This window comes from Halobellus ruber (assembly GCF_014212355.1).
Taxonomy (GTDB): Archaea; Halobacteriota; Halobacteria; order Halobacteriales; family Haloferacaceae; genus Haloquadratum; species Haloquadratum rubrum.
The window spans coordinates 512,634-538,524 of record NZ_JACKXD010000002.1 but is presented as its reverse complement, the minus strand read 5'-3'; the positions used below and the strand labels follow the sequence as shown (position 1 = coordinate 538,524).

Annotated in this window: 28 protein-coding genes and 1 pseudogene; 12 read left to right on the top strand and 17 right to left on the bottom strand. The window is 67.5% G+C overall.

All coding sequences use genetic code 11. The features are described 5' to 3' along the window. Positions 1-78 precede the first annotated feature (78 nt). The 3 genes from H5V44_RS07695 to H5V44_RS07685 all read right to left on the bottom strand — a co-directional run bounded on the left by H5V44_RS07695 (position 79) and on the right by H5V44_RS07685 (position 3,968). Positions 79-1,035: a hypothetical protein gene (locus H5V44_RS07695; RefSeq protein ID WP_185192520.1), complete on the bottom strand. Its 957-nt coding sequence runs from the start codon at positions 1,033-1,035 to the stop codon at positions 79-81. Then, the gene (locus tag H5V44_RS07690) at positions 1,032-2,750 is read right to left on the bottom strand and encodes a hypothetical protein (protein WP_185192519.1); all 1,719 of its coding nucleotides are present in this window, start codon (positions 2,748-2,750) and stop codon (positions 1,032-1,034) included. Before H5V44_RS07690 ends, H5V44_RS07695 begins: the two co-directional genes overlap by 4 nt. Before the next feature lie 84 nt (positions 2,751-2,834). Then, positions 2,835-3,968, bottom strand: a complete 1,134-nt coding sequence (locus H5V44_RS07685; RefSeq protein WP_185192518.1) for a dipeptidase — start codon at positions 3,966-3,968, stop codon at positions 2,835-2,837. 117 nt (positions 3,969-4,085) lie between these two features. On the opposite strand from H5V44_RS07685, the gene H5V44_RS07680 reads away from it, so the two are divergent. Together H5V44_RS07680 and H5V44_RS07675 are read left to right on the top strand one after the other, a co-directional pair. Then, entirely contained in the window at positions 4,086-5,744 is a 1,659-nt protein-coding gene (locus H5V44_RS07680) for a BCCT family transporter (RefSeq protein ID WP_185192517.1), read from the top strand. 130 nt (positions 5,745-5,874) lie between these two features. After that, positions 5,875-6,648 carry an IclR family transcriptional regulator gene (locus H5V44_RS07675; protein ID WP_185192516.1) on the top strand — a complete coding sequence of 258 codons (774 nt, stop codon included), beginning with the start codon at positions 5,875-5,877 and terminating at the stop codon, positions 6,646-6,648. A 440-nt stretch (positions 6,649-7,088) separates the two neighbouring features. Here the strand turns inward: H5V44_RS07675 and H5V44_RS17510 are convergent, their stop codons facing one another. The 5 genes and pseudogenes from H5V44_RS17510 to H5V44_RS07655 form a co-directional block, all read right to left on the bottom strand. Continuing rightward, on the bottom strand, positions 7,089-7,334 hold the full coding sequence (locus H5V44_RS17510; RefSeq protein WP_185192515.1) for an ATP-binding protein: 246 nt from the start codon (positions 7,332-7,334) through the stop codon (positions 7,089-7,091). Between the two features lie 199 nt (positions 7,335-7,533). Further along, a pseudogene (locus H5V44_RS18110) lies at positions 7,534-7,767 on the bottom strand (histidine kinase dimerization/phospho-acceptor domain-containing protein); the annotation flags it as partial. Then, the gene (locus H5V44_RS17795) at positions 7,767-7,889 is read right to left on the bottom strand and encodes a hypothetical protein (protein WP_281381247.1); all 123 of its coding nucleotides are present in this window, start codon (positions 7,887-7,889) and stop codon (positions 7,767-7,769) included. The gene H5V44_RS17795 and the pseudogene H5V44_RS18110, both read right to left, overlap by 1 nt. Continuing rightward, on the bottom strand, positions 7,886-8,422 hold the full coding sequence (locus tag H5V44_RS07660) for a hypothetical protein (RefSeq protein ID WP_185192704.1): 537 nt from the start codon (positions 8,420-8,422) through the stop codon (positions 7,886-7,888). The genes H5V44_RS17795 and H5V44_RS07660 overlap by 4 nt, the downstream gene beginning before the upstream one ends. 38 nt (positions 8,423-8,460) lie before the next feature. After that, on the bottom strand, positions 8,461-8,631 hold the full coding sequence (locus H5V44_RS07655) for a hypothetical protein (RefSeq protein WP_185192703.1): 171 nt from the start codon (positions 8,629-8,631) through the stop codon (positions 8,461-8,463). A gap of 130 nt (positions 8,632-8,761) precedes the next feature. Between H5V44_RS07655 and H5V44_RS07650 the strand changes: the two genes are divergently transcribed. From H5V44_RS07650 to H5V44_RS07630, 5 genes are all read left to right on the top strand, one after another. Beyond that, entirely contained in the window at positions 8,762-9,358 is a 597-nt protein-coding gene (locus H5V44_RS07650) for an NADPH-dependent FMN reductase (protein WP_343067698.1), read from the top strand. Between the two features lie 86 nt (positions 9,359-9,444). Further along, entirely contained in the window at positions 9,445-10,026 is a 582-nt protein-coding gene (locus H5V44_RS07645; protein WP_185192514.1) for a thymidine kinase, read from the top strand. Between the two features lie 8 nt (positions 10,027-10,034). Beyond that, positions 10,035-10,637, top strand: a complete 603-nt coding sequence (locus H5V44_RS07640) for a YIP1 family protein (RefSeq protein ID WP_185192513.1) — start codon at positions 10,035-10,037, stop codon at positions 10,635-10,637. A gap of 75 nt (positions 10,638-10,712) precedes the next feature. Then, positions 10,713-12,836, top strand: a complete 2,124-nt coding sequence (locus H5V44_RS07635) for a DHH family phosphoesterase (protein WP_185192512.1) — start codon at positions 10,713-10,715, stop codon at positions 12,834-12,836. Between the two features lie 126 nt (positions 12,837-12,962). Beyond that, complete coding sequence (locus H5V44_RS07630) at positions 12,963-14,636, top strand: tRNA uridine(34) 5-carboxymethylaminomethyl modification radical SAM/GNAT enzyme Elp3 (protein ID WP_185192511.1); 1,674 nt, start codon at positions 12,963-12,965, stop codon at positions 14,634-14,636. Positions 14,637-14,800: 164 nt separating this feature from the next. On the opposite strand, the gene H5V44_RS07625 is transcribed toward H5V44_RS07630, so the two are convergent. The 3 genes from H5V44_RS07625 to sod form a co-directional block, all read right to left on the bottom strand. Continuing rightward, the gene (locus tag H5V44_RS07625; protein ID WP_185192510.1) at positions 14,801-15,334 is read right to left on the bottom strand and encodes a GNAT family N-acetyltransferase; all 534 of its coding nucleotides are present in this window, start codon (positions 15,332-15,334) and stop codon (positions 14,801-14,803) included. 155 nt (positions 15,335-15,489) lie between these two features. Beyond that, positions 15,490-15,684 carry a cold-shock protein gene (locus tag H5V44_RS07620; protein ID WP_185192509.1) on the bottom strand — a complete coding sequence of 65 codons (195 nt, stop codon included), beginning with the start codon at positions 15,682-15,684 and terminating at the stop codon, positions 15,490-15,492. A gap of 164 nt (positions 15,685-15,848) precedes the next feature. Further along, a complete protein-coding gene (gene sod, locus H5V44_RS07615; RefSeq protein WP_185192508.1) occupies positions 15,849-16,448 on the bottom strand; it encodes a superoxide dismutase in 600 nt (199 codons plus the stop codon). A 148-nt stretch (positions 16,449-16,596) separates the two neighbouring features. On the opposite strand from sod, the gene H5V44_RS07610 reads away from it, so the two are divergent. Then, positions 16,597-16,980, top strand: coding sequence for a DUF2237 family protein (locus tag H5V44_RS07610; protein WP_185192507.1), 384 nt, complete (start codon positions 16,597-16,599; stop codon positions 16,978-16,980). 16 nt (positions 16,981-16,996) lie between these two features. On the opposite strand, the gene H5V44_RS07605 is transcribed toward H5V44_RS07610, so the two are convergent. The 3 genes from H5V44_RS07605 to folP form a co-directional block, all read right to left on the bottom strand. Beyond that, a complete protein-coding gene (locus tag H5V44_RS07605) occupies positions 16,997-18,466 on the bottom strand; it encodes a cryptochrome/photolyase family protein (protein ID WP_185192506.1) in 1,470 nt (489 codons plus the stop codon). 78 nt (positions 18,467-18,544) lie between these two features. Continuing rightward, a complete protein-coding gene (locus H5V44_RS07600; protein WP_185192505.1) occupies positions 18,545-19,234 on the bottom strand; it encodes a 6-hydroxymethylpterin diphosphokinase MptE-like protein in 690 nt (229 codons plus the stop codon). A gap of 262 nt (positions 19,235-19,496) precedes the next feature. Then, entirely contained in the window at positions 19,497-20,681 is a 1,185-nt protein-coding gene (folP, locus tag H5V44_RS07595; RefSeq protein WP_185192504.1) for a dihydropteroate synthase, read from the bottom strand. 115 nt (positions 20,682-20,796) lie between these two features. Between folP and H5V44_RS17505 the strand changes: the two genes are divergently transcribed. Further along, a complete protein-coding gene (locus H5V44_RS17505; RefSeq protein WP_185192503.1) occupies positions 20,797-21,126 on the top strand; it encodes a DUF5827 family protein in 330 nt (109 codons plus the stop codon). A gap of 33 nt (positions 21,127-21,159) precedes the next feature. Here the strand turns inward: H5V44_RS17505 and H5V44_RS07585 are convergent, their stop codons facing one another. Continuing rightward, positions 21,160-21,738 carry an MBL fold metallo-hydrolase gene (locus tag H5V44_RS07585; protein WP_185192502.1) on the bottom strand — a complete coding sequence of 193 codons (579 nt, stop codon included), beginning with the start codon at positions 21,736-21,738 and terminating at the stop codon, positions 21,160-21,162. 111 nt (positions 21,739-21,849) lie between these two features. Between H5V44_RS07585 and H5V44_RS07580 the strand changes: the two genes are divergently transcribed. Together H5V44_RS07580 and H5V44_RS07575 are read left to right on the top strand one after the other, a co-directional pair. Further along, positions 21,850-22,347, top strand: a complete 498-nt coding sequence (locus tag H5V44_RS07580; protein WP_185192501.1) for a metal-dependent hydrolase — start codon at positions 21,850-21,852, stop codon at positions 22,345-22,347. 80 nt (positions 22,348-22,427) lie between these two features. Continuing rightward, a complete protein-coding gene (locus H5V44_RS07575; protein WP_185192500.1) occupies positions 22,428-22,622 on the top strand; it encodes a cold-shock protein in 195 nt (64 codons plus the stop codon). A gap of 95 nt (positions 22,623-22,717) precedes the next feature. Here the strand turns inward: H5V44_RS07575 and H5V44_RS07570 are convergent, their stop codons facing one another. Next, positions 22,718-24,235 carry a cryptochrome/photolyase family protein gene (locus tag H5V44_RS07570; RefSeq protein WP_185192499.1) on the bottom strand — a complete coding sequence of 506 codons (1,518 nt, stop codon included), beginning with the start codon at positions 24,233-24,235 and terminating at the stop codon, positions 22,718-22,720. Between the two features lie 134 nt (positions 24,236-24,369). On the opposite strand from H5V44_RS07570, the gene H5V44_RS07565 reads away from it, so the two are divergent. After that, positions 24,370-24,984, top strand: a complete 615-nt coding sequence (locus tag H5V44_RS07565; RefSeq protein ID WP_185192498.1) for a HalX domain-containing protein — start codon at positions 24,370-24,372, stop codon at positions 24,982-24,984. 59 nt (positions 24,985-25,043) lie between these two features. Here the strand turns inward: H5V44_RS07565 and H5V44_RS07560 are convergent, their stop codons facing one another. Next, positions 25,044-25,877: a creatininase family protein gene (locus H5V44_RS07560; protein ID WP_185192497.1), complete on the bottom strand. Its 834-nt coding sequence runs from the start codon at positions 25,875-25,877 to the stop codon at positions 25,044-25,046. Between the last annotated feature and the right edge of the window lie 14 nt (positions 25,878-25,891).

Genomic DNA, 25,891 nt, shown 5'->3' with positions numbered 1-25,891 from the left:
GACGTTGGAGAAGCGTACCGCACACCGCGTGGTAAAAATTTCGGTAGTCCGGACGACACTCCCGGAGGCGTCCCCGTTCTACTCGTTGATGTTGAAGCCCGCACCGCGGTACGATCCCTCGAACTCGGGGGCGAGGACCTCGCTGCTCCGATCGAAGATGTCGCGCCAGACAGCCTCCTCGATTGCGACGCCCTCGTTGAGGGCCGCTCCCGCCCGGTCGCTGATCTCCGCCGGCCGGAACGTCCGGGTGAGGGCCGCCGTGCGTTCGTCGACGAACCGGTCTACGACACGGCGCAGGTCGCCGGAGTGACGGGAGTGGTCGGGGTCGAGACAGAGCAACGTGAACCCCTGATCGACGTCGGCTTCGCCCCCCGACGGCGCCGTCGACTGCTGCAACAGCCGGTTGAGAAGCCGTTCGCCCGCAGTGCCGTACTCCGTTTCGGGGGCTCCGGTGAAGAACGCCTGCGTCAACGGGTTGTCCCGGCGGTCGTAGGCGCCGCGGCCGATCACAGCGGACAGTTCGGCGTGGCCGGCCGAGGGGGAGTCGAGTTCGCGTTCCGCCAGAACCGGGTGAGGATCGTCAGGTCGGCCGAGGATCGTCCGCGGCCGTCCGTCACCGCCGGTGGCCAGCACGACCGACAGCAGCCCGCGTTCGGCAGCCGCGTAGGCGGCGTGGCCCAGTGTCGGGGCGGTCTCGTCTTCCGGATCCGTCCCGACGTGGACGACCCCGACGCCGTGTCGACTCGCCCCGGCACACGCCAGGTCGACCGCGGGCGTACTCGCGACCAGGCTCGGCTGGGTCGATCCGTCGATCACCGACACGAACGCGCTCCGGTCGGCGATCGTCAGTGCGTTGGGATCCCACTCGGGGAGGTCCGAGAGGAGAGCGTGCAGCGTCGTCAACCCCGACCCGCGGTACAACTCGGTCCACCAGACCGACTCCGCGGCCGCCCGGGCCGGTCCCTCGTCGAACCCCGCGGCGACGAAGCACCGCTCGGCCAGTTCAAGCACCTCGCGGACGGCGAGCCGGATCACTGCTCCCTCCGGGCTTCGGTCCGCTGCGGCTTCGAGGGGTACAGCCAGTAGTTGTCGGCGCCGTTCCGGAGGTCCTCCGGCAGCGGCGCCCCCTGATAGAACGTCCCCCGGACCCAGCCCTGCGATTTGGGGTGGGCCTTCTGGATCCCCCAGATAGCCTTGAGACACGAGATGAACGATAGCGGGACGAAATCGGCGTCGAGCGGGTTCGCACGGATCTCCGCGTACCGGAGGTCGCGGACGGTCTGGATCCGCTCGACGATGCTCCGGTGTTCGGGGTGCTCGAACAGGAACGCCGCCACCGTTCCGGTGCCGTCCCAGGCCCCGAGGTCGACGTGGAGCGCCTGGACCTGCCGGGCGACGTCGATGGGGAAGCCGTACTCCTCGTACTCGTGTTCGCCCCTGATCCCGAGCCGCGGCTCCTCGCTGTCGATCGACCGGTACCAGAAGTACCGCTCGGCGCCGGGGGCGTCGAAGTTGATGTCGAGCGCCCACTGGTAGTCCGTGGTGACGATCGATTCCAACGTTTCGAGGGTCATCTCCGGGACCACGTCGCTGCGCTCGGAGACTGTCATCGACTCCTCCAAGCCCGCACACGCCTCGGGGTAGACGTCGAGGAGCAGCGAGTGGACCAGCTCCTCGGTCTCGGCTTCGAGTTCGTCGCCGGCCCACGCACAGAGCCGCGTCCACAGGGGTTCCCCGCCCGGGTCCCCGCGGAGTTCGTCCATCCGGCGTTCGGTCCGTTCCAGCCCGGCGGCGATCTCGTCCTTCGAGAGGAAGTAGTCCTTGGTGTCGCACTCGTCGTCGGTGAACCACTGTTCGGCGCGCCGGAGGACGGTCCGGAACCGGTCGACCTCCTCGGGGGTCGGGTCGATGGTCTCGGCCCGCGCTAAGGCGACCTCCCGGGCGCGGAGCCACGAGTGGAGGAGCTGGGGGTGGTTGATCAGGTAGTGGACGATCCCGATCCCCGAGGAGTTGCCCGTGCCGAGGTACCGCTTGATGTCGTGATCCAGCGTGACCGCGTCGTCGCTCCTGGCGGCGGCGACGTGGTCGGCGAGGTCGTAACTGAAGACCCGGAGCAGCCACACGGTGAGCATCTGGGCGAAGTACGGTTTCTTCAGCGGGTGATCGCCGTCCATCGACTTGAACTCCTTCGTCCCGTTGAGGCCGTTGCCGTAGTAGCCCGACGAGCGCATCAGGTAGCCGCCGCGGGCGCAGAAGTCCACGTCGGGTTGGTGGCCCTCGGCCAGCGCGTCGACGACGTGGCCGAAGAAGCGGGAACTCCGGTTCGCCCGGGTCCAGATCAGGATGTCGGCGGTGGCCCGTCCCTCCCGGACGTGGGGGAGCTGTTCGTACTGGGCATCCATCAGTTCGGGCGTGGCCCGCCCCTCACACAGGAACCCCCACATATCCCAGTCCTCGGCGATGATGCGGTCGGTGTTGGCCTCCTCGCCGGAGGCGTGCGAGAAGACGCCGAAGGAGAACAGCCGGTCGGGGGTTTCGATGGTGTAGACAACGCGGCCGACGCCGTTTTCGTCCAGATCCATCCGGGTCGGGCGGACGTCCCACTCCTCGTCGACCATCTTGTCCATCAGCAGCCGGGCGAAGCTCAACCGGGTCTGCTTCAGCGAGGCCAACCGCCCCGGCTGCATCAGCTCCGCGGGGTCGCGAAGCCGGTTCGGGTCGTATCTCTCCGGATCCCGATTGGTAGCCATTACCGGATGCGACTTTGCCACTCTAATTAAAATCTTCGGTAAAGCGCAATAGATTATGTAGGTTCCCGCGAGTTCCGACGCCGACTACACCGCACGCCCCCAGAAGCGGAGGAAGTTCTCGCCGAGGATACCCTCGGCCGTTTCGAGGGGGAACCGATCCTCTATCGCCCGTCGGACCGCGGGCCACTCCTCGTAGGTGGTGAACTCCCCGAGTCCGGCGGCGATCTCCCGGGCCTCGACCGCCTCGCGATCGAACCCGAGTTCGATGATGTGCTGTTTGTAATACGCCAGTAGCTCCCGGGGAAACCGGGTGTCCGCGGGGAAGAAGTCGGTTCCGAGCCCGATCCGATCGTGGCCGACGATCGACGCGGCGTGCTCGAGGTGGTCGAGCAGAACGTCGAGGCCGGGATCGTCCGCGCCCGGCGCGATGAACCACGGAAGGCTCACGATCCCCAGATAGCCGTCCCCGTCCGCGAGGGCTTCGAGCTCGGCGTCGGACTTCCCGCGGTAGTGGTAGTCCACCGCCTGGCACGTGGCGTGGGTCACAGCCACGGGGTCGTCGGAGTACTCGATCGCATCGAGGGTGGTCTGTCGCCCGCAGTGGGACACGTCCACGACCCCGCCGAGGTCGTTCACGCGGTCGACGGCCGCACGCCCGAACGTGGAGAGGCCCCCAGCCGAGGGGTCGTTACAGCCAGTGCCGAGCAGGTTCTGGTAGTTGTACGTGAGCTGAAACAGCCTGACACCCTCGTTGTACAGGGTGTCGATCCGGTCGAGCGACCCGTCGATGGCGGCACCGAGGTTCTGGGTGTTCAGCACGATCCCCACGTCGCCGTCGGCGGCGACCCGGCGGGCCTCCGCGGGCGAGGTGACCTTCCGCAGCCACTCGGCCGCGTCGAAGCGGGACTGCCACCGGGCGAGGTCGCGCCGCTGGCCGGTCCGCTCGGGGACGTCGTCGTGGGTCCAGGGGGTGACGCTGAGGAGGTTCACGCCGGCCGCGGCGTAGATGTCCCGGACCGACGACCGGAACTCGGGGTCGCGCTCGAACCGGCGGACCTCGTGGTCCCAGATCGCCTCCCAGGCCTGCGCTTTCGTGTTCCCCTCGGCGACCAACTCCCGAACCGCGCCGTTGAGCGCCTCGGCGGAGCCGTAAGCGCGGATGACCTGTTCCCACGGGGCCGACGAGGTGTAGTCGAAGATCGGTTGCTCCGGGGACATACTCCGAGGTGGGAGAACTACTATATAAAAATTCGGTAACACGGGCGGCCGTAGTCCCGAATGAGACCAGGGAAACATATATATGTTAGTAGCAAAACGTACTCGGTAGAGTTTAGTATGGCTCAAGCTAGCGATCAAGGAGCGCTCGCAAACTTCGTCGACGAAATCGACCCGATCCCGTTCGCGCTCGGGGCCTTGGTCACGTTCGTCTTCATCGGACTTGCGGCGTTCAGAACCGACTGGGTGTCGAGTCAAATAACGACCGCGTTCTCCGTGTTCGGGGAGGGGTTGGCGTGGATGTACCTGCTCGCAATGTTCCTGATGCTCGCGATCTGCGTCTACCTGATGGTCAGCCCCTACGGCCGGATCAAACTCGGCGAGGGCGACCCCGAGTACAGCAACTTCTCGTATCTCACGATGTTCTTCTCGGCAGGGTTGTCGGCGGGGATCGTGTTCTTCGGCCCGGTCGAGGCGCTGACACACTTCAGTTCGGTCCCGCCGCTGTTCGCGGGGAGCGCCGAAGCCGGGACCGAGAGCGCGATGGTGCCGGCGCTCGCGTACTCGATCTTCCATTACGGGGTCTCCGCGTGGGGCGGCTACCTCGCGATCGGGATCCCGGTGGCGTACTACGCCTACAAGATGGACGCCCCGTTCCGGACGTCGACGGTGCTGGTCCCGGTTCTGGGGAAGGACGGCCTCGACGGCGTGATCGGGAAGACGATCGACACGCTGGCGGTGGTCGCCACCCTCGGCGGCATCGCGACCGGGTTGGGGTTCATCGCGACGCAGATCCTCACCGGGATCACCTACCGGACGGGGATCCAGTTCGGGAACTTCGAGACCCTGCTTGCGATCACGGGGATCACGATCATCTTCACGCTCTCGCTCGTGGCCGGGATCGACCGCGGCATCCGGCGGCTCTCTGACTTCAACATCGTGATGATGGGGATCCTCCTGGCGGCGACGCTCGTCGGCGGGATGGTGATGAGCAACATCTCGGCGCTGAGCGTCCTGAACACGGGGGCGCTTGCGGTCGGGACCTACGTGCAGAACTTCTTCAGTATGAGCCTGTTCACCGGGACCGGCGTCGAGGGCGGCACCGGGTGGACGTCGTTCTGGACGGTGTTCTACTGGTCGTGGTGGATCGCGTGGGCTCCCTTCGTCGGCCTGTTCCTCGCCCGCATCTCCAAGGGCCGGACGATCCGCGAGGTGCTTTTCACCGCCCTCATCACGATGACTACCGTCTCGGTCGTGTGGTTTACCGTCGTCGGCGGCACCTCGATGTGGATGCAGTTCGCGGGCGTCTCCGACATCCTGGGTGCGGTCGGCGAGTTCGGGAACGGCGTCGCCGGCTACGCGCTGTTCGGGGCGCTGCCGCTGGGCGCGCTGTGGCAGCCGCTGTTCCTCATTCTGGTGGTCACCTTCTTCGCCACGTCGGCGGACTCCTCCACGCTCGCGGTCGCGATGCTGACCACCGGCGGCAAGGAGAACCCTTCGAGCGTCAACCGCGTGTTCTGGGGCGTCCTGCAGGGGCTCATCGCGTCGATCCTGGTCGTGCTCGGCGGTGCGAGCGCGCTCCGGTCGTCGGTGATCATCACCGGCGCGCCGTTCGCCATCGTCTGTGTCCTCTCGCTGTTCTTCTTCCTCCGGCAGCTCAGCGACGACCACGGTCACGTTCTGTTCGACGGCGACCGGTCGTGGTTCCGGAGCCCCAAGAAGACGACGTCGAAGTCGCCGGTCGACGACGTCGCGGCCGGGGCGCAGGACGACGACTGAACGGCGCGCTTTCGCTTCGAAGGCCGTCTTCGTCCGTGGCTCCCCTCCGTGGTTACGGTTCTGGAAAGCGGTATTACAGCGATGCCGAACAGGAGCCAACTCTTATTACAATACTCCGTGTATGCCGGGTATGGCCGGAAACCAGGGACCCGAACCCGGGACCGTCGGGGCGACCGAGACCTCGTTCGCGATCCTCTCGTACCTCAAAGAGCAGTCGGGGGCGAACGTGACCGAGATCGCAACCGGGCTCGATCTCTCGAAAAGTACCGTCTACAACCACCTCCGAACGCTCAACCGGCTCGGATACGTGGCAAAGGAGGACAAACGCTACCACCTGGGGCTGAAGTTCCTGGACCTGGGGAACGCGGCCCGGGACCGGCAGGACCTCTACGAGGTTGCGAAGGGGGAGATCGACGACCTGGTTTCGACCATCGGCGAACACGGGTACGTGATGGTCGAAGAGATGGGCCGAGGGGTGTACATCTACCAGTCGAAGACCGCCCGGGGGATCCAGACGGACTCCCACATCGGCACCACGGTCGACCTCCACGCCACTGCCGTCGGGAAGGCGTACCTGGCGCACCTCCCGGAGGACCGACGCGCGAGTATCCTGGACGACCTCGACCTCCCGTCGCGCACGGAGTCGACGTACACCGACCGCGACCGTCTGGAGGCGGAACTGGAAGCGGTCCGGCGCCAGGGGGTCGCGTTCAACAACGAGGAGCGGTTCGTCGGCCTGCGTGCGGTCGGCGCCCCGGTGTTGGGCCCGGACGACGAGGTGCTCGCGGCCATCAGCATCTCCGGCCCCACGACGCGGTTGACCGGCGACCGATACCGGAGCGAGATCCCGGAGAAGGTGCGGGAAACGGCCCGGATCATCGGGATCCGGGCGACGTACTCGTGAGACGCTATCTCGATAGCAAACGACTGTTTTGCAGCGCTGTACTCCGTTGGTATCGACTGCTCGTTGGCCGGGCGCCGAGCGTGATTTGCCGGCTGTCCCCGTGACATACGTACGCCTGTTATTTTCGGCGCCGTTTCGAGCCGCTTCACCTCGATATCGACGGGCCGGGACCCCGAAGTCGAAATATAGAAACAGCAATATGAGTTATTCTTGTAATATTATATATTATGACATAATTTTCGTATCTTTGGCGAATGGCCTCGCCTCGAAGCTCGAAATCGAATTTTGTGGCCTTTCAGACGTATTGAATGTAGCTCCGAATTCCCTTGCTTTCGTCCGTTACTGATACCAGTCTGATATTATACTCGTATGATTGCTTTTCATAATTAAAGCGCAGTAGTAGGAGATTGACATCTAACAGCAACCGACACCCCGCTCGCTCAGCCGTCGACGAAATCGACGCCGGTGATCCCGTAGCGTGCACCGCCGTGTTCGCCATCGGTAAGCGCCACGTCCCAGCCGTGTGCCTCGGCGACTTCCGGGACGATCGCGAGCCCGAACCCTGTTCCTTCCTCGCCTGTCGTGTAGCCCACCTCGAAGACCCGCTGGCGCTCCGACGCGGGGATGCCAGGTCCGTCGTCCTCGACGGAGACGCCGTCGGGGAGGTTGTCCTCGACGACTGACACCCCCTCCGCCGTGGACGGCCGCGTTCCGGACGAGGTTCCCGGTCACCTGTCCCAGCACCGTCGGGTCCGCGCGGATCCGGCGATCCGCCGCCACCGTGAGGGAGGCGTTGTCGGTGGACACCACCTCCCGGGGGCGTTCGACGATCGTCCCGAGGTCAACGACCTGAATGTCGGGATTCATCCCACCCGATCGGGCGAGTTTCAGCAGGTCGTCGATCGGCGCCCGCGTCCGGTCCAGCGTCGACTGGACCCGATCGAGGTGTGCCATCTCCCCAGTCTCCTGTGCCAGTTGGACGTAGCCGGCCGCGACGTTCAGCGGGTTCCGGAGGTCGTGGAAGACGACGGAGACGAAGCGGTCGAGCCGTTCGTTCTCCCGAGCGACCCGGTCTCTGGCCCGCTGGGCTTGCAGCCCGTAGCTCACCCACCGGCTCATCAGGTCCACGAGGGTCGCTCGTCCTCCGCGGCGACCTCGCAGTCGGTCGCCGACACCGGGACGATGTCGCCCACCTCGACGGCGTCGACGACCTCGAAAGTGTACTCGTCGCCCGCGATCATAGAGAGCGAGCCGAAGGCGGTGTCCAGCTCGTCGCGCCCGAGTGCGAGCAGCGACTCAACCTGCTCGGTGAACGTCCTCTCCCGGTCGGGTCGGCGACGACCTCGTAGATCGACCGCAGGGTCCGCTGTCGGCGTTCGGGTTCCCGTTCCCGGGCCTTCCGCTCGGAGACGTCGCGGAAGTGAAACCGGAGTCCGCCGTCGAAGTCGGGGGAGACGTACACCTCGAGCCACCCGTCGATCGGTTCGTAGTAGCCCTCGGCGTTATCGGCCGATCGACGCTCCATCGCCGTCCGGTAATACTGTCGGCTATAGTCCCGTGACGGAGTTCGACATTTCGGGGTGTCGAAACTCTTCACGTAGTTATAGCCAACAGTATGAGCCGACTCGAACTCGGTGTCCGTGACCTCGGGGAAGGCCTCCCGGAAGTCGGAGTCGACGACCGCCTCGGCGTCGACGCCGAGGACGTCCCCGGCGTGCGTATCGAGGACGGTGACCTGCCAGGACCGGTCCGCTTCGAGGACGGCGTCGGTCATCCGGTCGATGATGGTACGGAGCCGCCGTTCGCGGGCTTTCAGGTCGTCACGTCGATTCCGCCGGGTCGTGCGGTCTCGGAGGCAGAGAGCCCGACAGTGACCCCCGTGTCCTCCGACCCGCTGTCGAAGGAGAGGGTCCCGCCGGCACCCTCGATGACCCACTTGCTCGGCCACACGCCGACCCCGCTGCCGTGTGTCAGCGGCGACATCGAGAGCGCGGGGGTTTCCGTCCCCTTCCCGCCGATTTTCCTCTCACCTAACGCGTCAGGATTCGTGCTCGCATCCGGAATCGCGGGCGACCGACGGTGGCTTTTTGCGGTGTCGGCCGAACATCGGGGTGTGACAGACGACACCGACAGGTCGGGCGTCCACGTGGTCGCGCTCTGCGGCAGCCTCCGGGACGGAAGCTACACCAGACGCGCGCTGTCGCGGGCGCTCGACGGCACCCGAGCGGCCGGCGGCACCGGGACGGTGATCGACCTGCGGGAGTACGACCTCCCGCCGCTGGACCCCGACCGGGAAACGCAGGGCGACAGCGACGCGGTGGTTCGGCGGGTTCGGGAGGCCGACGCCGTGCTTCTGGGAACGCCGATGTACCACGGCTCCTACTCGGGCGTGCTGAAGAACGCCTTGGATCACTGCGGGTTCGACGAGTTCGAGGGCAAGACCGTCGGGCTGTTGGCCGTCGCCGGCGGCGGGTTCCCGGTGACGGCCCTCGATCACCTCCGGTCGGTCTGTCGAGCGCTCGATGCGTGGGTGCTCCCCCACCAGGCGGCGCTCCCGAGCGTCTCCTCGAAGTTCGACGCCGAAGGGATCGTCGACGACGGGCTGGACGAGCGCGTGCGGGTGCTCGGCCGGCGCGTCGTGGAGTACGCCCGCATCGAACCGGACCCGTCGTCGTTCGAGGCCGGCGAGAACGTCGGCGCCGGCGACTGAGCGGGCCCCGGCGACCGGGACGAGTCCGGCCGGGAGCCACATCCGAACGGCAACCGTTTTCCCACCCGCGGGTATCTCCGCATCGTATGCACGCCATCACGAACAGCGGGTGGATCGAGGTCGTCACGGGGTCGATGTTCTCCGGCAAGACCGAGGAGCTCCTCCGGCGGCTTCGACGTGCGGAGATCGCGGGACAGGCGGTCGCGGTGTTCAAGCCCGCGGTCGACGACCGATACGGCGATGCGACGGTCGGCTCCCACGTCGGCCGACAGTGGGAGGCGTCGGTCGTCGAAAGCGAAGACGTATGGGAAATCAGGGAGGGACTCGACGACCAGGACATCGTCGCGATCGACGAGGCGAACTTCTTTTCGACCGAACTTCTCGAAGTCTGCCAACGGTTAGCCGACGACGGCCGGCGGGTGATCGTCTCCGGGCTCGACCAGACGTACCGCGGCGAGCCGTTCGAGCCGCTCCCGCAACTGATGGCGGTCGCGGAGTACGTCGACAAGCTCCGGGCGATCTGTGCGGTCTGCGGCGAGCCCGCCACCCGGAACCAGCGGCTGGTCGGCGGCGAACCCGCACACGCGGACGACCCGACCATCGTGGTCGGCGCCGAGGAGTCCTACGAGGCGCGGTGCCGGAACTGTCATATCCTCCGGCGCGATTAGTTTCGACCGTGACAACCTGGGTAGAGAACCCGACCGGCGGCCGGGACCGCGGGCCGCGCGGCCTCCTTCGAGCGTGGCTCGAGGTCCTGATCCGGCCGCGGCAGTTCTTCCGGAACGGCGTCGCCCCCGGGGACCAGGCGCCGGGACTCGTGTTCGCCGTCGCCGTCGCCGTCGCGTACGTCGCCGGGCTGTTTGCGTTCGTTCCCGCACGGATCCCGGGGTTCGCGCTCGGACCGGGCGTGTCGGCCGCGCTCGGACTCGCGTTGGTTGCCGTGGTGGTCGCGCCGGCGACGCTGCACCTGGCAGCGGCGCTTCAGACGGTCATCCTGATCGTCGTCGTCCCCGGTCGCGCGGGCGTCAGCGAGACCGTCCAGGTGATCGCGTACGCCGCTTCGCCGTGCGTGTTCGCGGGGGTCCCGATCCCCGCAGTCCGCGCCGGGTGTACGGTCTACGCCGCTGCCCTCCTGACTGTCGGGCTTCGGGAGGTCCACGGGACGACGACCGCACGGGCCGCAGTCGCGGGTGCGGTTCCCGCGACGCTCCTGTTCGGGACCGCCTTCGGCGGGATCGACGCCGGAACGGCCCTGGTGCGCGCTGCAGGACTGATCTGACCCCGGCGGAGGCGGCCGTGTTCCGACAGCGGAGATTCGACAATCGTTTTAGGCCCCACACGTTTTACACACCTAATGGATTGGATTACGCACGACGAGGACGTCTGGTTCGATTTCCGCGGTAGCTCCCCGAAGCAACTCACGCCCGGCCGGTACTACAAAGGAACCGTCGACGGATTTGCGGACTTCGGTGTCTTCGTGGATCTCGCGCCCGGCGTCACCGGGCTCCTGCACCGCAGCGAACTCGACCGCCGGCTGGAGACGCTCGATTGGGAGTCCGGCGACACGGTGTTCGTCCAGGTGAAGAACGTCCGGAGCAACGGCAACATCGACCTGGGATGGTCGATCCGGCAGTCGGAGTCGGAGTTCCGCGGGGCGCGGGTCCACGACCCCGACGGCGACGCCGACGGCGAGGAGATCGAGAACGGCGATTCCGACGGGCCGAGGGCCGTCAAGAAGACCCCGAAGGGTATCTCGACGAAGTCCCGGGCGTCGAACGGGACGGACTCGGCGGAAACGACCGGCGAGTCGACCACGGCTGACGAGGAGGGTGGCGGGCGAGCCGGTTCGGCGGCGGACCAAGGTCCCGACGCGGGATCCGATGCCGTCGATGCCGACCACGACGCCGCCACCGACACCCCGGAATCAGGACGGCAAGCAGGCGCCGTCGAAGCGGAGCCGGAGGCGACCGAGGCCGAGGCCGAACCGGAGCGGGTCACCGTCGACTCCCTCGGCGACCGCGTCGGCGAGACCGTCCGGATCGAGGGCGAAGTCGTCGGCGCGCGACAGACCGGGGGGCCGACCATCTTCGAGGTCCGCGACGAGACCGCCGTCGTCGACTGTGCGGCGTTCGTCGAAGCCGGCGTTCGGGCGTACCCCGAGGTTGAGGAGGGTGACGTCGTACGGCTCGACGGCGAGGTCGAACTCCGTCGCGGCGAGCTTCAGGTCGAAACCGAGGCGCTTGCGGCGCTCGACGGCGAGGACGCGGAGGCCGTCGAGCGTCGGCTCGCGGACGCACTCGCCGAAAAGGCACGGCCCGACGAGGTCGATCCGCTCGCCGGCGAGCCCGCCGTCGAAGCGGTGACCGACCAGCTCGCGGACGCCGCGGAGGCGATCCGTGGGGCGGTGCTGGAGTCGCGGCCGATCGTGATCCGGCACGCCGCCACCGCCGACGGCTACGTGGCCGGCGCGGCGATCGAGCGGGCCGTCCTCCCGCTCATCCGGGAGGAACACGCCCGCGCCGACGCGGAGTACCACTTCTTCACCCGCCGGCCGCTCGACGACCCGGTCTACGGGATGGACGCCGCGACCAGCGATGTAACGCGGATGCTCCAAGACAGCGAGCGTCACGACGAGAAGCTGCCGCTCGTGGTCCTTGTTGGAATCGGCGGGACTACGGACTCACTGGATGGCCTCGGGCTGCTCGGCGTCTACGGCGCCTCCCGAGTCGTCGTCGATGCGAACGCAGTCGACACGGGTGTCGTCGAGGAGACGAACGTGCTGGTGTCGCCGTCGCTCAGCAACGTCGACGCTACGGGCCTCTCCACCGGCGCTTTGGGTGCCAACCTCGGGGCGGCGGTGAACGCCGATGTCCGGACGGACCTCGCGCATCTCCCGGCGGTAAGCTACTGGGAGTCGCCTCCGGCGGCGTACACGGAACTCGCGGGTGAGGCAGGGTACAGCGCCGACCGGACGCGTGACCTCCGCGAGGCCATCGCGCTCGAAGCCTACTACCAGTCGTATCAGGACAAACGCGAACTCATCACGGACCTGCTGTTCGAGGACGACGGCGGACTTGCGGGCCACGTCTCCGAGCAGTTCCGGAACAAACTCGACACGGAAGTCGAGACCGCCGAAGCGAACCTCGAACTGCGGGACGTCGACGGCGTCTCGGTTGGCGTGCTCGACGCCGACTCCTACAGCCATCAGTACGACTTCCCGCCGACGGCGCTGCTGGCGGACGAACTCCACCGCCGGGCCGACGGCCGGACGGCTACGGTCGTCTACTCCACCGACGAACTGTTCGTCAGAGCGGACGACGCAATCGACGTCAGGGCGGCAGCGGCGGCCGCCCGTGAGGCGGTTCCCGAGGGCGGAGTTACCGCGTCCGGGATCCGACAGAACCGCATCGAGTTCCTGTCGGGCGCCCGCAACGCGGTCGTCGACGCCGTCGCCGACGCGGTCGTCGCGCAGCGCTGAGCCGCGGGCCACGTGCGGCTCCGACGTGGCCACAACCCACCCCGGAGCGACACGCTTAACCGCAAAACGGGCGGAACGACGCGTAATGAATCGTCGTCTACCTGGCCACCGAGGGGGGAGCCGCCGGTGAGCACCGACGCCGACGCGGAGCTGGAGCCGACGGAGACCGAGGCGTTCCGCCGGACCTGCCGGGAGCTGGTCGACCGGATCCTCGACGGGGAGGTCGGCCGCGACGACCTGGAGTCGGCGAAACTGGAGGCGTGTTCGACGTACTCCTCGCCGAAAGTGCCGAAGAACACCGAGATCCTCGGATATGCCCCACAGGGTCGACGCGAGGAGGTGAAGGAGGTCGTCCAGCGGAAGCCGGTCAGGACCGCCTCGGGCGTCTCCCCGGTCGCAATTATGACCTCGCCGCATATGTGCCCACACGGCAAGTGTCTCTACTGTCCCGGGGGGCCGGCCTCGGAGTTCGACTCCGCACAGTCGTACACGGGTCACGAGCCGGCGGCCGCCCGCGGTGAGCAGAACGACTACGACCCCTACGGCCAGGTGACGCTCCGGCTGGAGCAGCTCAGACATATCGGCCACCCGGTCGACAAGGTCGAACTCATCCTGATGGGCGGGACGATGACCGCGCGCAGCCACGACTACCAGGAGTGGTTCGTCAAGCGCGCTCTCGAAGCGATGAACGACTACGACCTCGACGCGGAGCCGGCGCCCGACGATCAGGAGTCGTTCAAGCCCGACCCCGACGACGTGGAGTTCCGCTACCTCGAGGACGTGATCGCCGAGAACGAGACTGCCGACATCCGGAACATCGGGACGACGTTCGAGACGAAGCCCGACTGGTGTGATCCCGAGCAGATCGACCGGATGTTGGACCTCGGGGCCACGAAGGTGGAGGTCGGGGTCCAGACAACCTACGAGCGGATCAACCGGGAGATGCACCGCGGCCACGGCGTCCAAGCGTCGATCGACGCCAACCGGCGGCTCCGGGATGCGGGGTTCAAAGTCGGGTTCCATATGATGCCGGGACAGCCCGGGATGACCGAGGAGATGATCCTCGAGGACTTCCGGCAGCTGTTCGAGCGCGAGGAGTACCGCCCGGACTACCTGAAGATCTACCCGACGCTGGTCGTCCGCGGGACCCGGGTATACGACCGGTGGCGACGCGACGAGTTCGAGCCGCTGGACAACGAGACCGCGGCCGACATCGTCGCGGAGGTAATGGGAATGATCCCCGAGTACACGCGGCTCCAGCGCGTCCAGCGCGACATCCCGGCGGACTTCATCGACGCCGGCGTCTGGAAGTCGAACCTCCGGCAACTCGCCGAACAGCGTGCCGAGGAGAAGGGGATCGACGTCCGCGACATCCGCGCCCGCGAGGCCGGAATGAACGACGCGACGCCCGACCCCGAGCGGGTCGAACTCGACATCGAGACGTACGGCGCCGGCGGCGGGACCGAGTTCTTCCTCGCGTTCGAGGATCCGGTGGCGGACCTCCTCGTCGGGTTCTGTCGGCTCCGGTTCCCGAACGATCCAGTTCGACGGGAGCTGGCGAACGCCGCGATCGTCCGCGAACTCCACGTCTACGGGAGCGAGGCCGGAATCGGGAGCGGCGCGGGCGAATGGCAGCACAAGGGGTACGGCCGGCGGCTGGTCCGTCGGGCGGAGGAACTCGCTGCTGAGGCGGGCTACGACAAACTGGCGATCATCTCCGGGATCGGGGCCCGCGAGTACTACCGGCAGAAGCTGGGGTACCGCCAGGACGGCCCGTACGTCTCGAAGCGCCTGGGATAGGGCGAACAGTCGGCACTCCCGCGTGGCCCAGTCGTGGCCGACCGCTCCCCGCGTCGACGTGCCGAGCAACCGCGACCCGACGCGGGACTGGTGTCAGGTCACGGGGACCCTGGCCGCGCGTTCGTATATAAGCGTCCGTGTCGGGCGACCGCGAGTAACGACCGTCAGGCGTCGCCGTCGAGTTCCTTCTCCATCGCGACGTGTGGGATCCCGGCCTCCTCGAACTCCGCGCCGTAGGCCTCGTACCGCAGGCGTTCGTAGAACTCGCGGACGTGCGTCTGCGCGTGGAGGGTGAGTTCGTCGAACCCCTCCTCGCGGGCACGAGCTTCGACGGCGTCCATCAGCCGGCGACCCCACCCGTCGCCGCGGCTGTCGGCGGCGACGGCGACCCGCTCGACCTTGCCGACGGGTCCGTCCACGGGTTCCGCCGACGCTGCCTCGCCCGCGGGTCGGAGCCGCGCGGCACCGATCGGCTCCCCGTCGGCGTAAGCGACGAAGTGGGTCGCGTCGGCGTCAGGTTCGTCGTATTCGTCGTACTCGATTCCGGGGTCGACGCCCTGCTCGTCGACGAACACCGACCGCCGTACCGTGAAGGCGTCGTCGCGCTCCGCGTCGGTTTCGGCGACGAACACGCCGGTGTCCTCCGCTCCGTCGGAGCGGGCGGTCGGCGCGCTGTCCCGGTCGCTCTCGGAGGTCACACCCGCTCGAACGGCCGGCGGGGAACTGAGCGTTTCGGATCAGCCCCGAAAGCCGGTCCCACAGGGGGCGCGTCTGCTCGGCGTGTAGCGATCCACCCGGGCGAACCCGGGCAGAAAGTCCAGTCGTGTCGCCGGAGGGCGACCGCAGTCGGTAGTTAGTTACGGACGAGATTCGCCGCGCGGGGTCCCTTGGGGGAGGATTCGATCTCGAAATCGACGTCCTGTCCCTCTTCGAGGTCCGGGCCGCCGACATCCTCCATGTGGAAGAACACGTCGTCGTCGGAGTCGTCAGTCGAAATGAAACCGTAGCCGCCAGTGTCGTTGAAGAAATCAACAGTTCCGTTTGCCATTGCAAACAAACGTAGACCGTACTCGGGTATAACACTTCCGAGGGTCGCGGTGTCACGGACCGTCGGGGCGTGTCGTCGTCACCGGAGCCGGCGGATCGACTGCCGGACCGGCGGCTCCGGGTCACAACTTTCGAAAAGAATGTCGGGGTGTACCGGGTCGTTGCTTACTCGAAGAGTTCGACGGCCTGCTCGTACCGGGCGCTGGGTTCCTCCCAGTCGACGACCTCGAAGAAGTTCTCCACGAAGTCGCCGCGGGCCGGACCGTAGTCGTAGTAGTAGGAGTGCTCCCAGACGTCGAGCGCGAGGATCGGGTGGCCGCCCCAGAACGCACCCTCGTCGTGGTTGTCGACGGCGACGTTCCGCAGCTGGTTCGAGTACGAGTCGTAGATCAGCAGCGCCCAGCCGGAGGCGTCGCCGGCTGCGGCCTCGAACTCACCCTTCCAGGCCTCGTAGGAACCGAAGTCCTCCTCGATCCGGTCGCCGAGCGCGCCGCCCGGCTCGTCGCCGCCCTCCGGCGACATGTTCTGCCAGAACAGCTCGTGGAGGATGTGTCCGCTGGAGTTGTGGGTGACGTTCCGGATGGCGCCGGCCGACGACGAGAAGTCGCCGGACTCGCGGTTCCCCTCGAGCGTCTCCTCGGCCGCGTTCCAGCCGTTCACGTAGCCCTGATGGTGGGTGTCGTGGTGCCACGTCAGGACCTGTTCGGAGATGTGCGGCTCGAGCGCGTCGTAATCGTATGGAAGTGGATCTAGTTCGTAGCTCATAGTTCTGCCTCCGATTCTACTATAGGTCGTATTCCTGTTAAACGTTAAGAGAGATGTGGTAACACGTTACACTACACGCGACACGACGACGCGATCGGTTTCGTCGTCGGGGAAGCCGTTTTTGCGTCCACGGGTCCGAACCGTGAGTATGTCGAGTCCGAGCGATCACGAAGAACCGAACGTGTACGGCGAGCCACTCCAGCCCTGCAATCACGACCCCGAGACGGGCTTTCTCCGCGACGGACACTGCCGCCACCTCCGGCGCGACCCGGGCCGCCACGAGGTGTGTGCGGTTCTCACCGCGGAGTTTCTGGAGTACAGCAAAGCACAGGGCAACGATCTGATCACGCCGCGTCCCGAATACAACTTCCCGGGGCTCGAACCCGGCGACTGCTGGTGTCTCTGTGTGCCGCGGTGGGTGGAGGCCCACGAGGCGGGGCGTGCGCCGCCGGTGGTCCTGGAGGCGACAAGCGAGGCGGTCCTGGAGGACGTTTCCCTCGCGACGCTGGAATCGTACGCGGCAGTGGAGTGATCAGCGCCGGACGCCCTCAATCGTCGCCGCGGGCGGCCTCGAACATCGACAGCGCCTCCTCCCGACGCTCGCTGTGGTCGACGATCGGCGCCGGGTAGTCGGTGTCGACCTGCGCCCGTTCGACCGGCGAGAGCTCGTGCCACTCGTGGATGGTGTCGGCGTCGACGCCCCGGAGTTCCGGGACGTACTGTGTGATGTACTCGGCGTCCGGATCGTAGCGTTCGCCCTGACTCATCGGGTTGAAGATCCGGAAGTACGGCTGGGCGTCGGTGCCGGTGGACGCCGCCCACTGCCACCCGCCGTTGTCGTTTGCGGTGTCGTGGTCCACGAGGTGCGTCCGGAAATGATCGTAGCCCGCCCGCCAGTCGATCCGGAGGTCCTTCGTGAGGAAGGAGGCGACGATCATCCGGACGCGGTTGTGCATGTACGCTTCGTCCAAGAGCTGTCGCATCCCGGCGTCGACGATGGGGTAGCCGGTCTCGCCGCGCTTCCACGCCCGGAGCTCCTCGGGGTCGTCGCGCCACTCGATGTCGTGTTCGTACTCCTTGTAGTTCTCCGTGACGACCTCCGGGTTGAAGTACAGCACGTGGGTGTAGAACTCCCGCCACGCCAACTGGGACTGGAACTCCTCGACGGAGTCGACCTGCTCCTCGGGCGTGAACCCGGCCACGTCGGCGCCGCCGTTCTCGGCGCGTTCCATCGCAGCCTCGGTCGCCGCGTACACCTCGCGGATGCCGATGGTCCCCCACGCCAGGTGTGCGGAGAGCCGGGAGACCGCCCCGCGCGTGGGGTAGTCGCGGTCCTCGTCGTACCGGAAGATCCCGTCGGCGCAGAACGTATCGAGCCGGTCTCTCGCCGCGTCGGTCCCTGCCGTCTCCACGTCGGCGTCGGGAGCAGCGAACCCCAACTCCTCGATAGCCGGAAGCGGATCGCCGTCGACATCCGCTAGCGCCGAGGCATCGGGGGCGTCGACCGGATCGGCCTTCGGGCGGTCCAGCCACTTCCGCCCGAAGTACGTGAACACCGAGTAGGGATCGCCCGCGTTGGTCGTGATCGACCCGGGTTCGTGGAAGATGGCGTCGTGGAAGGAGTCGTATTCGACGCCTTCGTCGTCGAGCGCGTCGCGCACCCGGTCGTCGCGGTCGCGTGCGAATCCGGAGTAGCCCTTGTTCCAGACTACCCGGTCGGCGTCGTGCTCCCGGGCGAGGGCGGACAGGATCGACGCGGGGTCGCCGCGGACGACGAGCAGGTCCGACCCGTGGTCGCGATACCACGCGCGCAGCGAGTCGAGCGCGTCCAGCATAAACCGGACACGCGCGTCGCCGGCGTACTCGAGGACGCCGTCGTCGAGGACGAACACCGGGAGCACCCCGCCCGAGGGCGCCGTCCCCGACGCCCCGTCCGTTCCCGCGGCCGCGTCCGCTGCCGCCGCGAGGCCTCGGTTGTCGGCCGCCCGGAGGTCGTCGCGGTGCCAGTGAATCTGCATAGCGGTGCCAGGGACTCGGGTGCCGTAACCGTGTCGGCGGCGGAAGGAGAGGCCGGTCCGAGGCGGCGACGCGACGGATCAGCTCTCGGGCATCGGGATCGGGTCGATGGCGTCCCGCCGGCCGTCGAGAACGCGGAATCGCTCGGCTCGTCGGCGTTCGAGCAGGTGAAGCAGGCGCTCGGCCCACCGGAGCTTCCGGGCCTTTTCGGCGCCGACCCCGGGGTCGTCGAAGTCCCACCCGACGAATCGGAGTTCCGCCGCGCCGAGTTCGTCGGCGAGGAACGCCGCCCGATCGCCGTCGGTGAACCCGCCGAAGTTGTACACGGCGTCGACCGGGGAGGCCTGCGTTGTCGCGACCGTCTCCGACGCGTCGAGCCGCGGCAGCCACTCCTCCACCAGATCGAGGTTGTCGCCGTGGGCGTGGGCCGCCACCGGGACGCCGGTCGCGGTCAGGTCCCGCGCCGTCTCGGGGTTCTTGTCGAGGTCGGTGACGTGGAGGTCCACCGCCAACCCGGCCTCTCGGACCACGTCGGCGGCCGTCGACGCCGCAAACACCAGATCCGCGTCACCGACGCGGTCGACTTCCTCCGGAAGCGACGGGGCAGCGCCCACTACCGCGACGACGTCGCCGGCGGCAGCGAGGCGGTCGAAGTCGAACGGGGTCGCATACGTTGCGATGGCGTCGCGGGCGCGTTCGTCGCCCTCGCGGGGGTAGCCGAAGTCCGCGAGGATCGACTCGTAGACCGGCTCCCAGGATTGAAATCTCATAGCTGTGGCTCCGGGGTGTAACGGTGCGAGCCGGAATGGCACCAAGTACCCCTACCCGAATGCCCTTCCGGCCTCCAGTCGTCCGGTTCTTGTGGGTTCGGTATAAGCTTTCTCGTGTTTTGCCGTGTGAGACGCTCACGGGCGGGTCGGGGTCCCCGTCGTGCGTATTCTTCGGTCGGCGCTGCCGCCGCTCGGAGCGACCGATGCGTCGGGAGGTCACGGCCCGTCGGAGGCGGCCGCACCCGGCGACCCCCGCTTTCGCTCATCTGACGGCCGAGCCGACAGTCGCAAGCGCCCCGTCCAGCGCGTCGCTACGTCCTCCGCCGACGTCGAGTTCGGAGAGCGCCCGCGACGTGCCGAAGACGAGGACCGACCGCCCGCCGTCGGCATCGCCCGCCCCCGACACGACCGTTACGTCGGCGTCGGTCGCGGCGGCGGCGAGCGCGCCTATGTCGGCGTCTGAGAGCCCGTCGAACTCGAACACCCGGACGACCGCGTCGCCGGAGACCGACGCGGCGTCCGTCGCGTCCGATCCGGCCACGTCGTCGACGCCGACGCGGTCGAGGTGCCGTTCCGCCTCGCGCGGCGTCGTCACGTCGAGTTCCTCGACCGAAACGTCGCCGGCCTCGCGGACCCGGCGCCGGGCGAACTCCTTGCCGATCAGCGCGGCGTCCCGTGTTTCGGCGACGTCGTGGGTCCGGATCACGTGTGCGCCGCGTTCGACCGCCATCGACGTCGCCGCCAGCGAGACCGGCAGCGCCGCCTCGGTCGAGCGGCCGGCGACCTCCCGAAGGAAGTTCTTGCGGTTGATCGACACCAAGATTGGATACCCGAGGCCGCGGAACTCCCGGAGCCGCCGGAAGGTCTCGCGGTCGTCTTCGAGGGTCTTCTCCTCGGACCACCCCCCGAAGGCGGGATCGATTATGGTCTTGTCGGTGAAGCCGTTCCGCCCGAGGGCGTCGTAGATATCGTCGACGTCCTCCACCGCACCCGGCCGCGTCAGGTCCGGCGGCGACGCCATCTTCCCGACGGCGACGTCGTGTTCCGCACACACCCGCGGCATCTCGGGGTCCGCGAAGCCGCAGATGTCGTTGACCATATCGTACCCCCGGTCGAGGGCGGCCTCCGCGACCTCGTGGTACCGGGTCTCGATCGAGAAGACGGCCTCCCCGGAGACGCTTTCGAGGGTCTCGACGGCGGTGTCGAGCCGTTCGAGCTCCTCGTCGGCTGAGAGCACCTCGAAGCGCTTGTTGGCCGACTCCAGGCCGACGTCGACGATGTCGGCGCCCTCGTCGATGAGTTCCTCGTCGACGTAGGCGGCGGCCTCGCCCGGGTCGTCGAAGACGCTCGGGTCGTAGGGCGACTCCTTCGAGACGTTCAGAACTCCCATGATCCGCGGCGGCTGCTCGTCACCGATCCCCAGTCCGGCGGCGTCCACAGTTCGCATACCCGTTTCTGGAACGGCGGACACATATACTGTGTGTCCGCGGCCCGCCCCGCCGACGCCGGCCGCTCGGCGCCGACCCGGCGGGACTTTTGTCGGTCGACCACAACCGGGAGGTGTGCCCAGGCCCAAATCCGCCTTCGACACGCTGTACCCCTACCGGCTGTACGAACCCGAGGAAGTACTTGACCCCGACCTGATGTACACGGTCCCGGAGATCGCGCGGCTGCTCCAGGGGATCGACCCCGAGGTCGAGTTGGCTGCCGATGCCGAGGACCGGGTGGTCGCGTGGACGATCCCGTGGTTGATGGCCCACGCCGAGGAACTCGTCATCAACGATCCTGTGGGCGACGAACCGGGGTACTTCGGGCTGGCGAGCGAGGGGCGGCCCGCCGACGAGATCCCCGACGACATAGAGGACGTGCACGCGCCGGAAGATCCCGAATGAGGCGCTGAGGGCGGCGACGCCGATCCGTTCGCCTCACCGGGACCGAACCGAGCGGGCAGCCATCTCGATGTCGTCGAGTGGGGCGTCGGTCGCGCTCGGCCCGTGACCGACGTGGAGCGCGGCGAGGTCGTCGCCGACGGCCGCTCGGAGCCGGTCGACGCTCGCGACCAGGGCCTCGAAGTCGCCGCCGGGGAGGTCCGTCCGGCCGACCCCGCCGTTTGCAAACACCAAGTCGCCCGCGAAGCAGACCCCCGAAACCTCCGAATGGAAGCAGAGGTGATCGGACTTGTGACCCGGGGTGTGCAGCGCCTCGTAGTCGTGGTCGCCGATCTGAACGAGGTCGCCATCCGCGACCGCGTTGTCGACGAGGTCGTGATCGGGGTCGTAGCCCCACGTTTCGACGTCGAATGCGGTCCTCACGTCGGGGACGTTGTCGACGTGGTCTGGATGGGTGTGCGTGATGTAGACCCGATCGAGCGTGTCGATCTGCTCCCGGATGCGGGCGACGACATCAAAGTTCGCGCCGGAATCCACCAGCGCGGTCGTCTCCCCGGTCACCAGAAACGCGTTCGAGGTGAACGCCCGGACGCCGGCTGCGAGGTTCGTGATCACATCCGGGGTTGACGGTCGGCCGACTTGCGTCTTTCCGCTCGGGGCGGGGTCGACTGCTCGTCGCCGTGACGGGGGCGCGACGCTTTTCACCTCCGACTTCGAGATGCGGGTGTGTACCGCAAGGGCCACTACGGCGTCTCGCTGCTCGTGTTTGCTCCGGTCGCGTTCGCACTGCTCGCAGTCGAGCGTGCGGACCTCGCGGTCGTCACCGGCGGCGCGATGCTCTGGCTGGCGATGCTTCCCGACCTCGACCACCGGATTCCCGGGATCTCCCACCGCGGACCGACCCACTCGCTGCTCTTCGCGGCGCTCGTGGGCGGAGTGTTCGCCGCTGCAGGGATGGCGCTGGAATCCGTCGGCGGCGGGGTGGGTTCGATCGCCGGACTCCCGATTCCGGTGCTGGGGTTCGTGATCGGCGCGTTCGCGGTCGTCGCACACCTGCTCGGGGACGCGTTGACACCGGCGGGGGTCAATTTCCTGTGGCCCGCCTCGACCCGCACCTACACGATCGGCCTCTGCCGGGCGGACAACACCGTCGCCAACTACGGGCTCTTCGCGGTCGGCGTCTTCGCCGCGGGAGCGGCCGCATATCTCGGCGTTACGGTCTGAGGCCGCAGTATAACCCGTTCGGGAGGCGGCGACCCGACGACACAAGCGTTATATGTCCCCTTCGCGTTCGCTAGACTGCAATGGCGACAGGCACGGTTGCGTTCTTTAACGACACGGGCGGTTACGGTTTCATCGAAAGTGAGGATTCCGAGGAGGACGTCTTCTTCCACATGGAGGACGTCGGCGGTCCGGACCTCGAAGAAGGCCAGGAAGTGGAGTTCGACATCGAGCAGGCCGACAAGGGCCCGCGCGCGACGAACCTCCAGCGCCTGTAAGGACGCACCACGGAAGCGGTACTGCGGTCGGCGGTCACGTCGATTCTCACCACGGTTTTCCTTTTCTCACGCCCGCGAGCGACGCGGCCGCCGGGTCACAGGTCGCCGTCCTCGGCCCGCGCTCGCAACTCCGCGGCGCGGTCCCGGATCGCGGCCCACTCCTCGTCGTCCTTCCGGTCGACGTGTGAGTACATCAGCCCCATCCGGCCGGTCCCGCGGAGCGTCTCCTCGTTGCGCTTCAGGAAGTCCCAGTAGAGCGCGTTGAACGGGCAGGCGTTCTCGCCGGTGGTCTTCGATTTCGCGTACGGACAGGCCGCACAGTGGTCGCTCATCTTGTCGATGTAGTTCGCCGACGACGCGTACGGCTTCGAGGAGAGCACGTCGGTCCCGAACGACCCCATCCCGACGACGTTGGGCGTGGTCACCCAGTGGTAGGCGTCGACGAACCCCAGGTGGAACCACTCGTTGAGTTCGGCGGGGTCGACGCCGTAGAGCAGCGCGAAGTTCGACAGCACCATCAGCCGCTCGATGTGGTGGGCGTACCCCCGGTCGTGGACGTGTTCGACGGCCTTCGAGAGACACCGCATATCGGTCTCGCCGGTCCAGTACGCCGGCGGGAGCGGCTCGGTCTGGTCGAGTTGGTTGGCGTCGGCGAGGTCCGGCATCGACCGGCGGTAGACGTGGCGCATAAACTCCCGCCACCCCACGATCTGCCGGACGAACCCCTCGACGCTGTTGAGCGGGGCCGATCCCGACTCGTAGGTGTCGACTGCGGCGTCGACGACCTCTCGGGGACGGATGAGTCCGAGGTTGAGCGCCGCCGAGAGCAGCGAGTGACACAGCGCCCACTCGTCGTCGAGCATCGCGTCCTGGTAGGCGCCGAACTCCGGGAGCCGGACCGAGACGAAATGCTCCAGCGCCTGGAGCGCCTCCGTCCGGGTGACTGGCCAGACGAACCCCTCGGGATCGCCCCAGTGGTCGTCGTAGCGGTCGGCGACGAACGTCTGGACCTCCCGGGTTATGTCGTCGGGCTCGAACCGGGGCACGTCCGGCGGCGTCCACTCCGCCGGCGGCGTCTCCCGGTTCTGGTCGTCGTAGTTCCACTCGCCGCCGACCGGGTCCGAACCGTCCATCAGGATGCCCGTCTCCCGGCGGACGTGACGGTACCAGTGCTCCTGGCGGAAGGTCCGCGACCCATCGTCGCCGCTGCCCGTCTCGTCGGCCCACGCGTCGAACTCCTCGCGCGTAGTCAGAAACAGGTCGTTCTCGACGAGAGTCAGCGTGCCGCCCCGCGCCTCGACGAGCCGACGCCGCCGGTCGTCGGCGCCGTGGCTCGGCGACCGCAGCCCCACCAGGTGGTCGCCCGGGTTGGTCTCGAAGTACCGATCGAGACCGTCGCCGAACGTCTCCGCTCGAAGGTAGGTAACGTCGTAGCCGCGGTCCCTGAGCTCGTCGCGGAAGTGTCGCATCGCGCTAAAGACCAGCGTGAGCTTCTGCGGGTGGTAGCGACGCCGGTCCGCGAAGGCGTGGGCCTCGATCAGGAGGACGTGATCGGCGGTGTCGAGCGGGGCGACCCCGGGACCGAGTTGGTCGCCGAGCAGCCAGACTGTCATCATCACCCGTTGGGTTCCCGGAGACAAAACCGCCACGGTGACCCCGGCTGAGAGTCGGTCGCGGGTCCGATCGATCGGCGGTACCCGAGGGCAAGAATTTAGACACTTGGCTGGGATGGTAATAATAACTTCACATGGACGGCCCCACACCCCAGGTCCTCATAGTCGAGGACGAAACCGACCTGGCGGACCTCTACGCCATCTACCTCTCGGATCTTTACGAGGTGCAGACGGCGAACGACGGCCGTACGGCGTTGGAGCTCGTCGAAGACGAGACCGACGTAGTCCTCTTAGACCGCCGGATGCCGGATATGACCGGCGACGAGGTGCTCTCGGAGATCAGATCCCGCGGGATCGACTGCCGTGTCGCGATGATCACGGCCGTCGAACCGGACCTCGACATCGTCGAGATGCCGTTCGACGATTACCTGGTCAAGCCCGTCACCCGCGAGGACCTCCACGGGCTCGTTGAGGTACTGCTCCGGCGCGCCGGGTACGACGAGCGAACTCAGGAGTTCTTCCAGCTCGCCTCGAAGAAGGCCGCCCTGGAATCGACCCCGGACGTCTCCGTCGAGGAGGAAAGCGAGTACCAGGAGCTCACCGCACGGATGGAGGAGTTGCGGGAGGACTTAGACGAGACGCTCTCCGAGCTGACCGACGACGACTTCCGACAGGCGTTCGCGTCGTTCCCCGATATGGACGCCGAGATCGACGACGACGCCGCTTTCGGCGACGAGACCGACTCCTGAGACGGAATCCCCTCCCGGTCCGATCGACAGAACCCGAGAGGCCACTTCGGTATCGGGCGTTAGCGGCTCCCATCGGCGCCGGAACCGGCCCGGTCCGGACGCCGACTCCCCGGTTGCGGATCGACGTGGGCCGGCGCCAGGAGGTCGTCGATCCGCTGGTCGTCGAGCCACTGCAGGAGCCGCACGAGTTGGTCGGCCGCCGCCTCGAACAGCCGCTCGCCGATCTCGGGCGTGGCGTCGGTCTGGTCGCCGAAGACGCCGTTCCCGGAGTTCTCGATCGCGTCGTAGAACGTCCGCGCGCCGTAGCGCTCCAGGAACTCGACGTCGTCGACGTCGCGGACGCCGCCGTCGCGGGCGGCCGCAAGCTTGTCGTCGCGGACGAGTTCCGGGGCGAGATGCTGGATCATTGCGGTCTCCTTCGGGCCGCCGTGGGGGCCGTTGAACTCGAAGGCCTCGTCGACGAGCTCCGGGATCGACTCGTCCCACATCCACTCCACCGCATAGATGGTGCCGTCGTCGCGGAGCCGACGGCCGACCTCCCGGAGGTGTTCGACGTTGCCGCCGTGGGCGTTGACGAAGACGACCCGGTCGATCCCGTGGTACGCGAGGTTCCGGGTCATCGACTCGACGTAGTCACGGAAGACGGGGGCGTCCACCCACATCGTGCCGTGGAACTGCCGGTGGTGTGGGCTGACGCCGACGTTCACAGTGGGGGTACAGAGGAACCCCGTCCGGTCGGCGGCCTCGCGGGCCAGTCCCTCGGCGATCAGGTGGTCGGTTGCGAGCGGGAGGTGCGGGCCGTGCTGTTCGGTCGATCCGAGCGGGACGATCGCAACCGACTCCTCGGCGACGTACTCGCCGAGCTCCGGCCAGGTTCGGTCTGCGACGTACATACCGGGGCGAGACA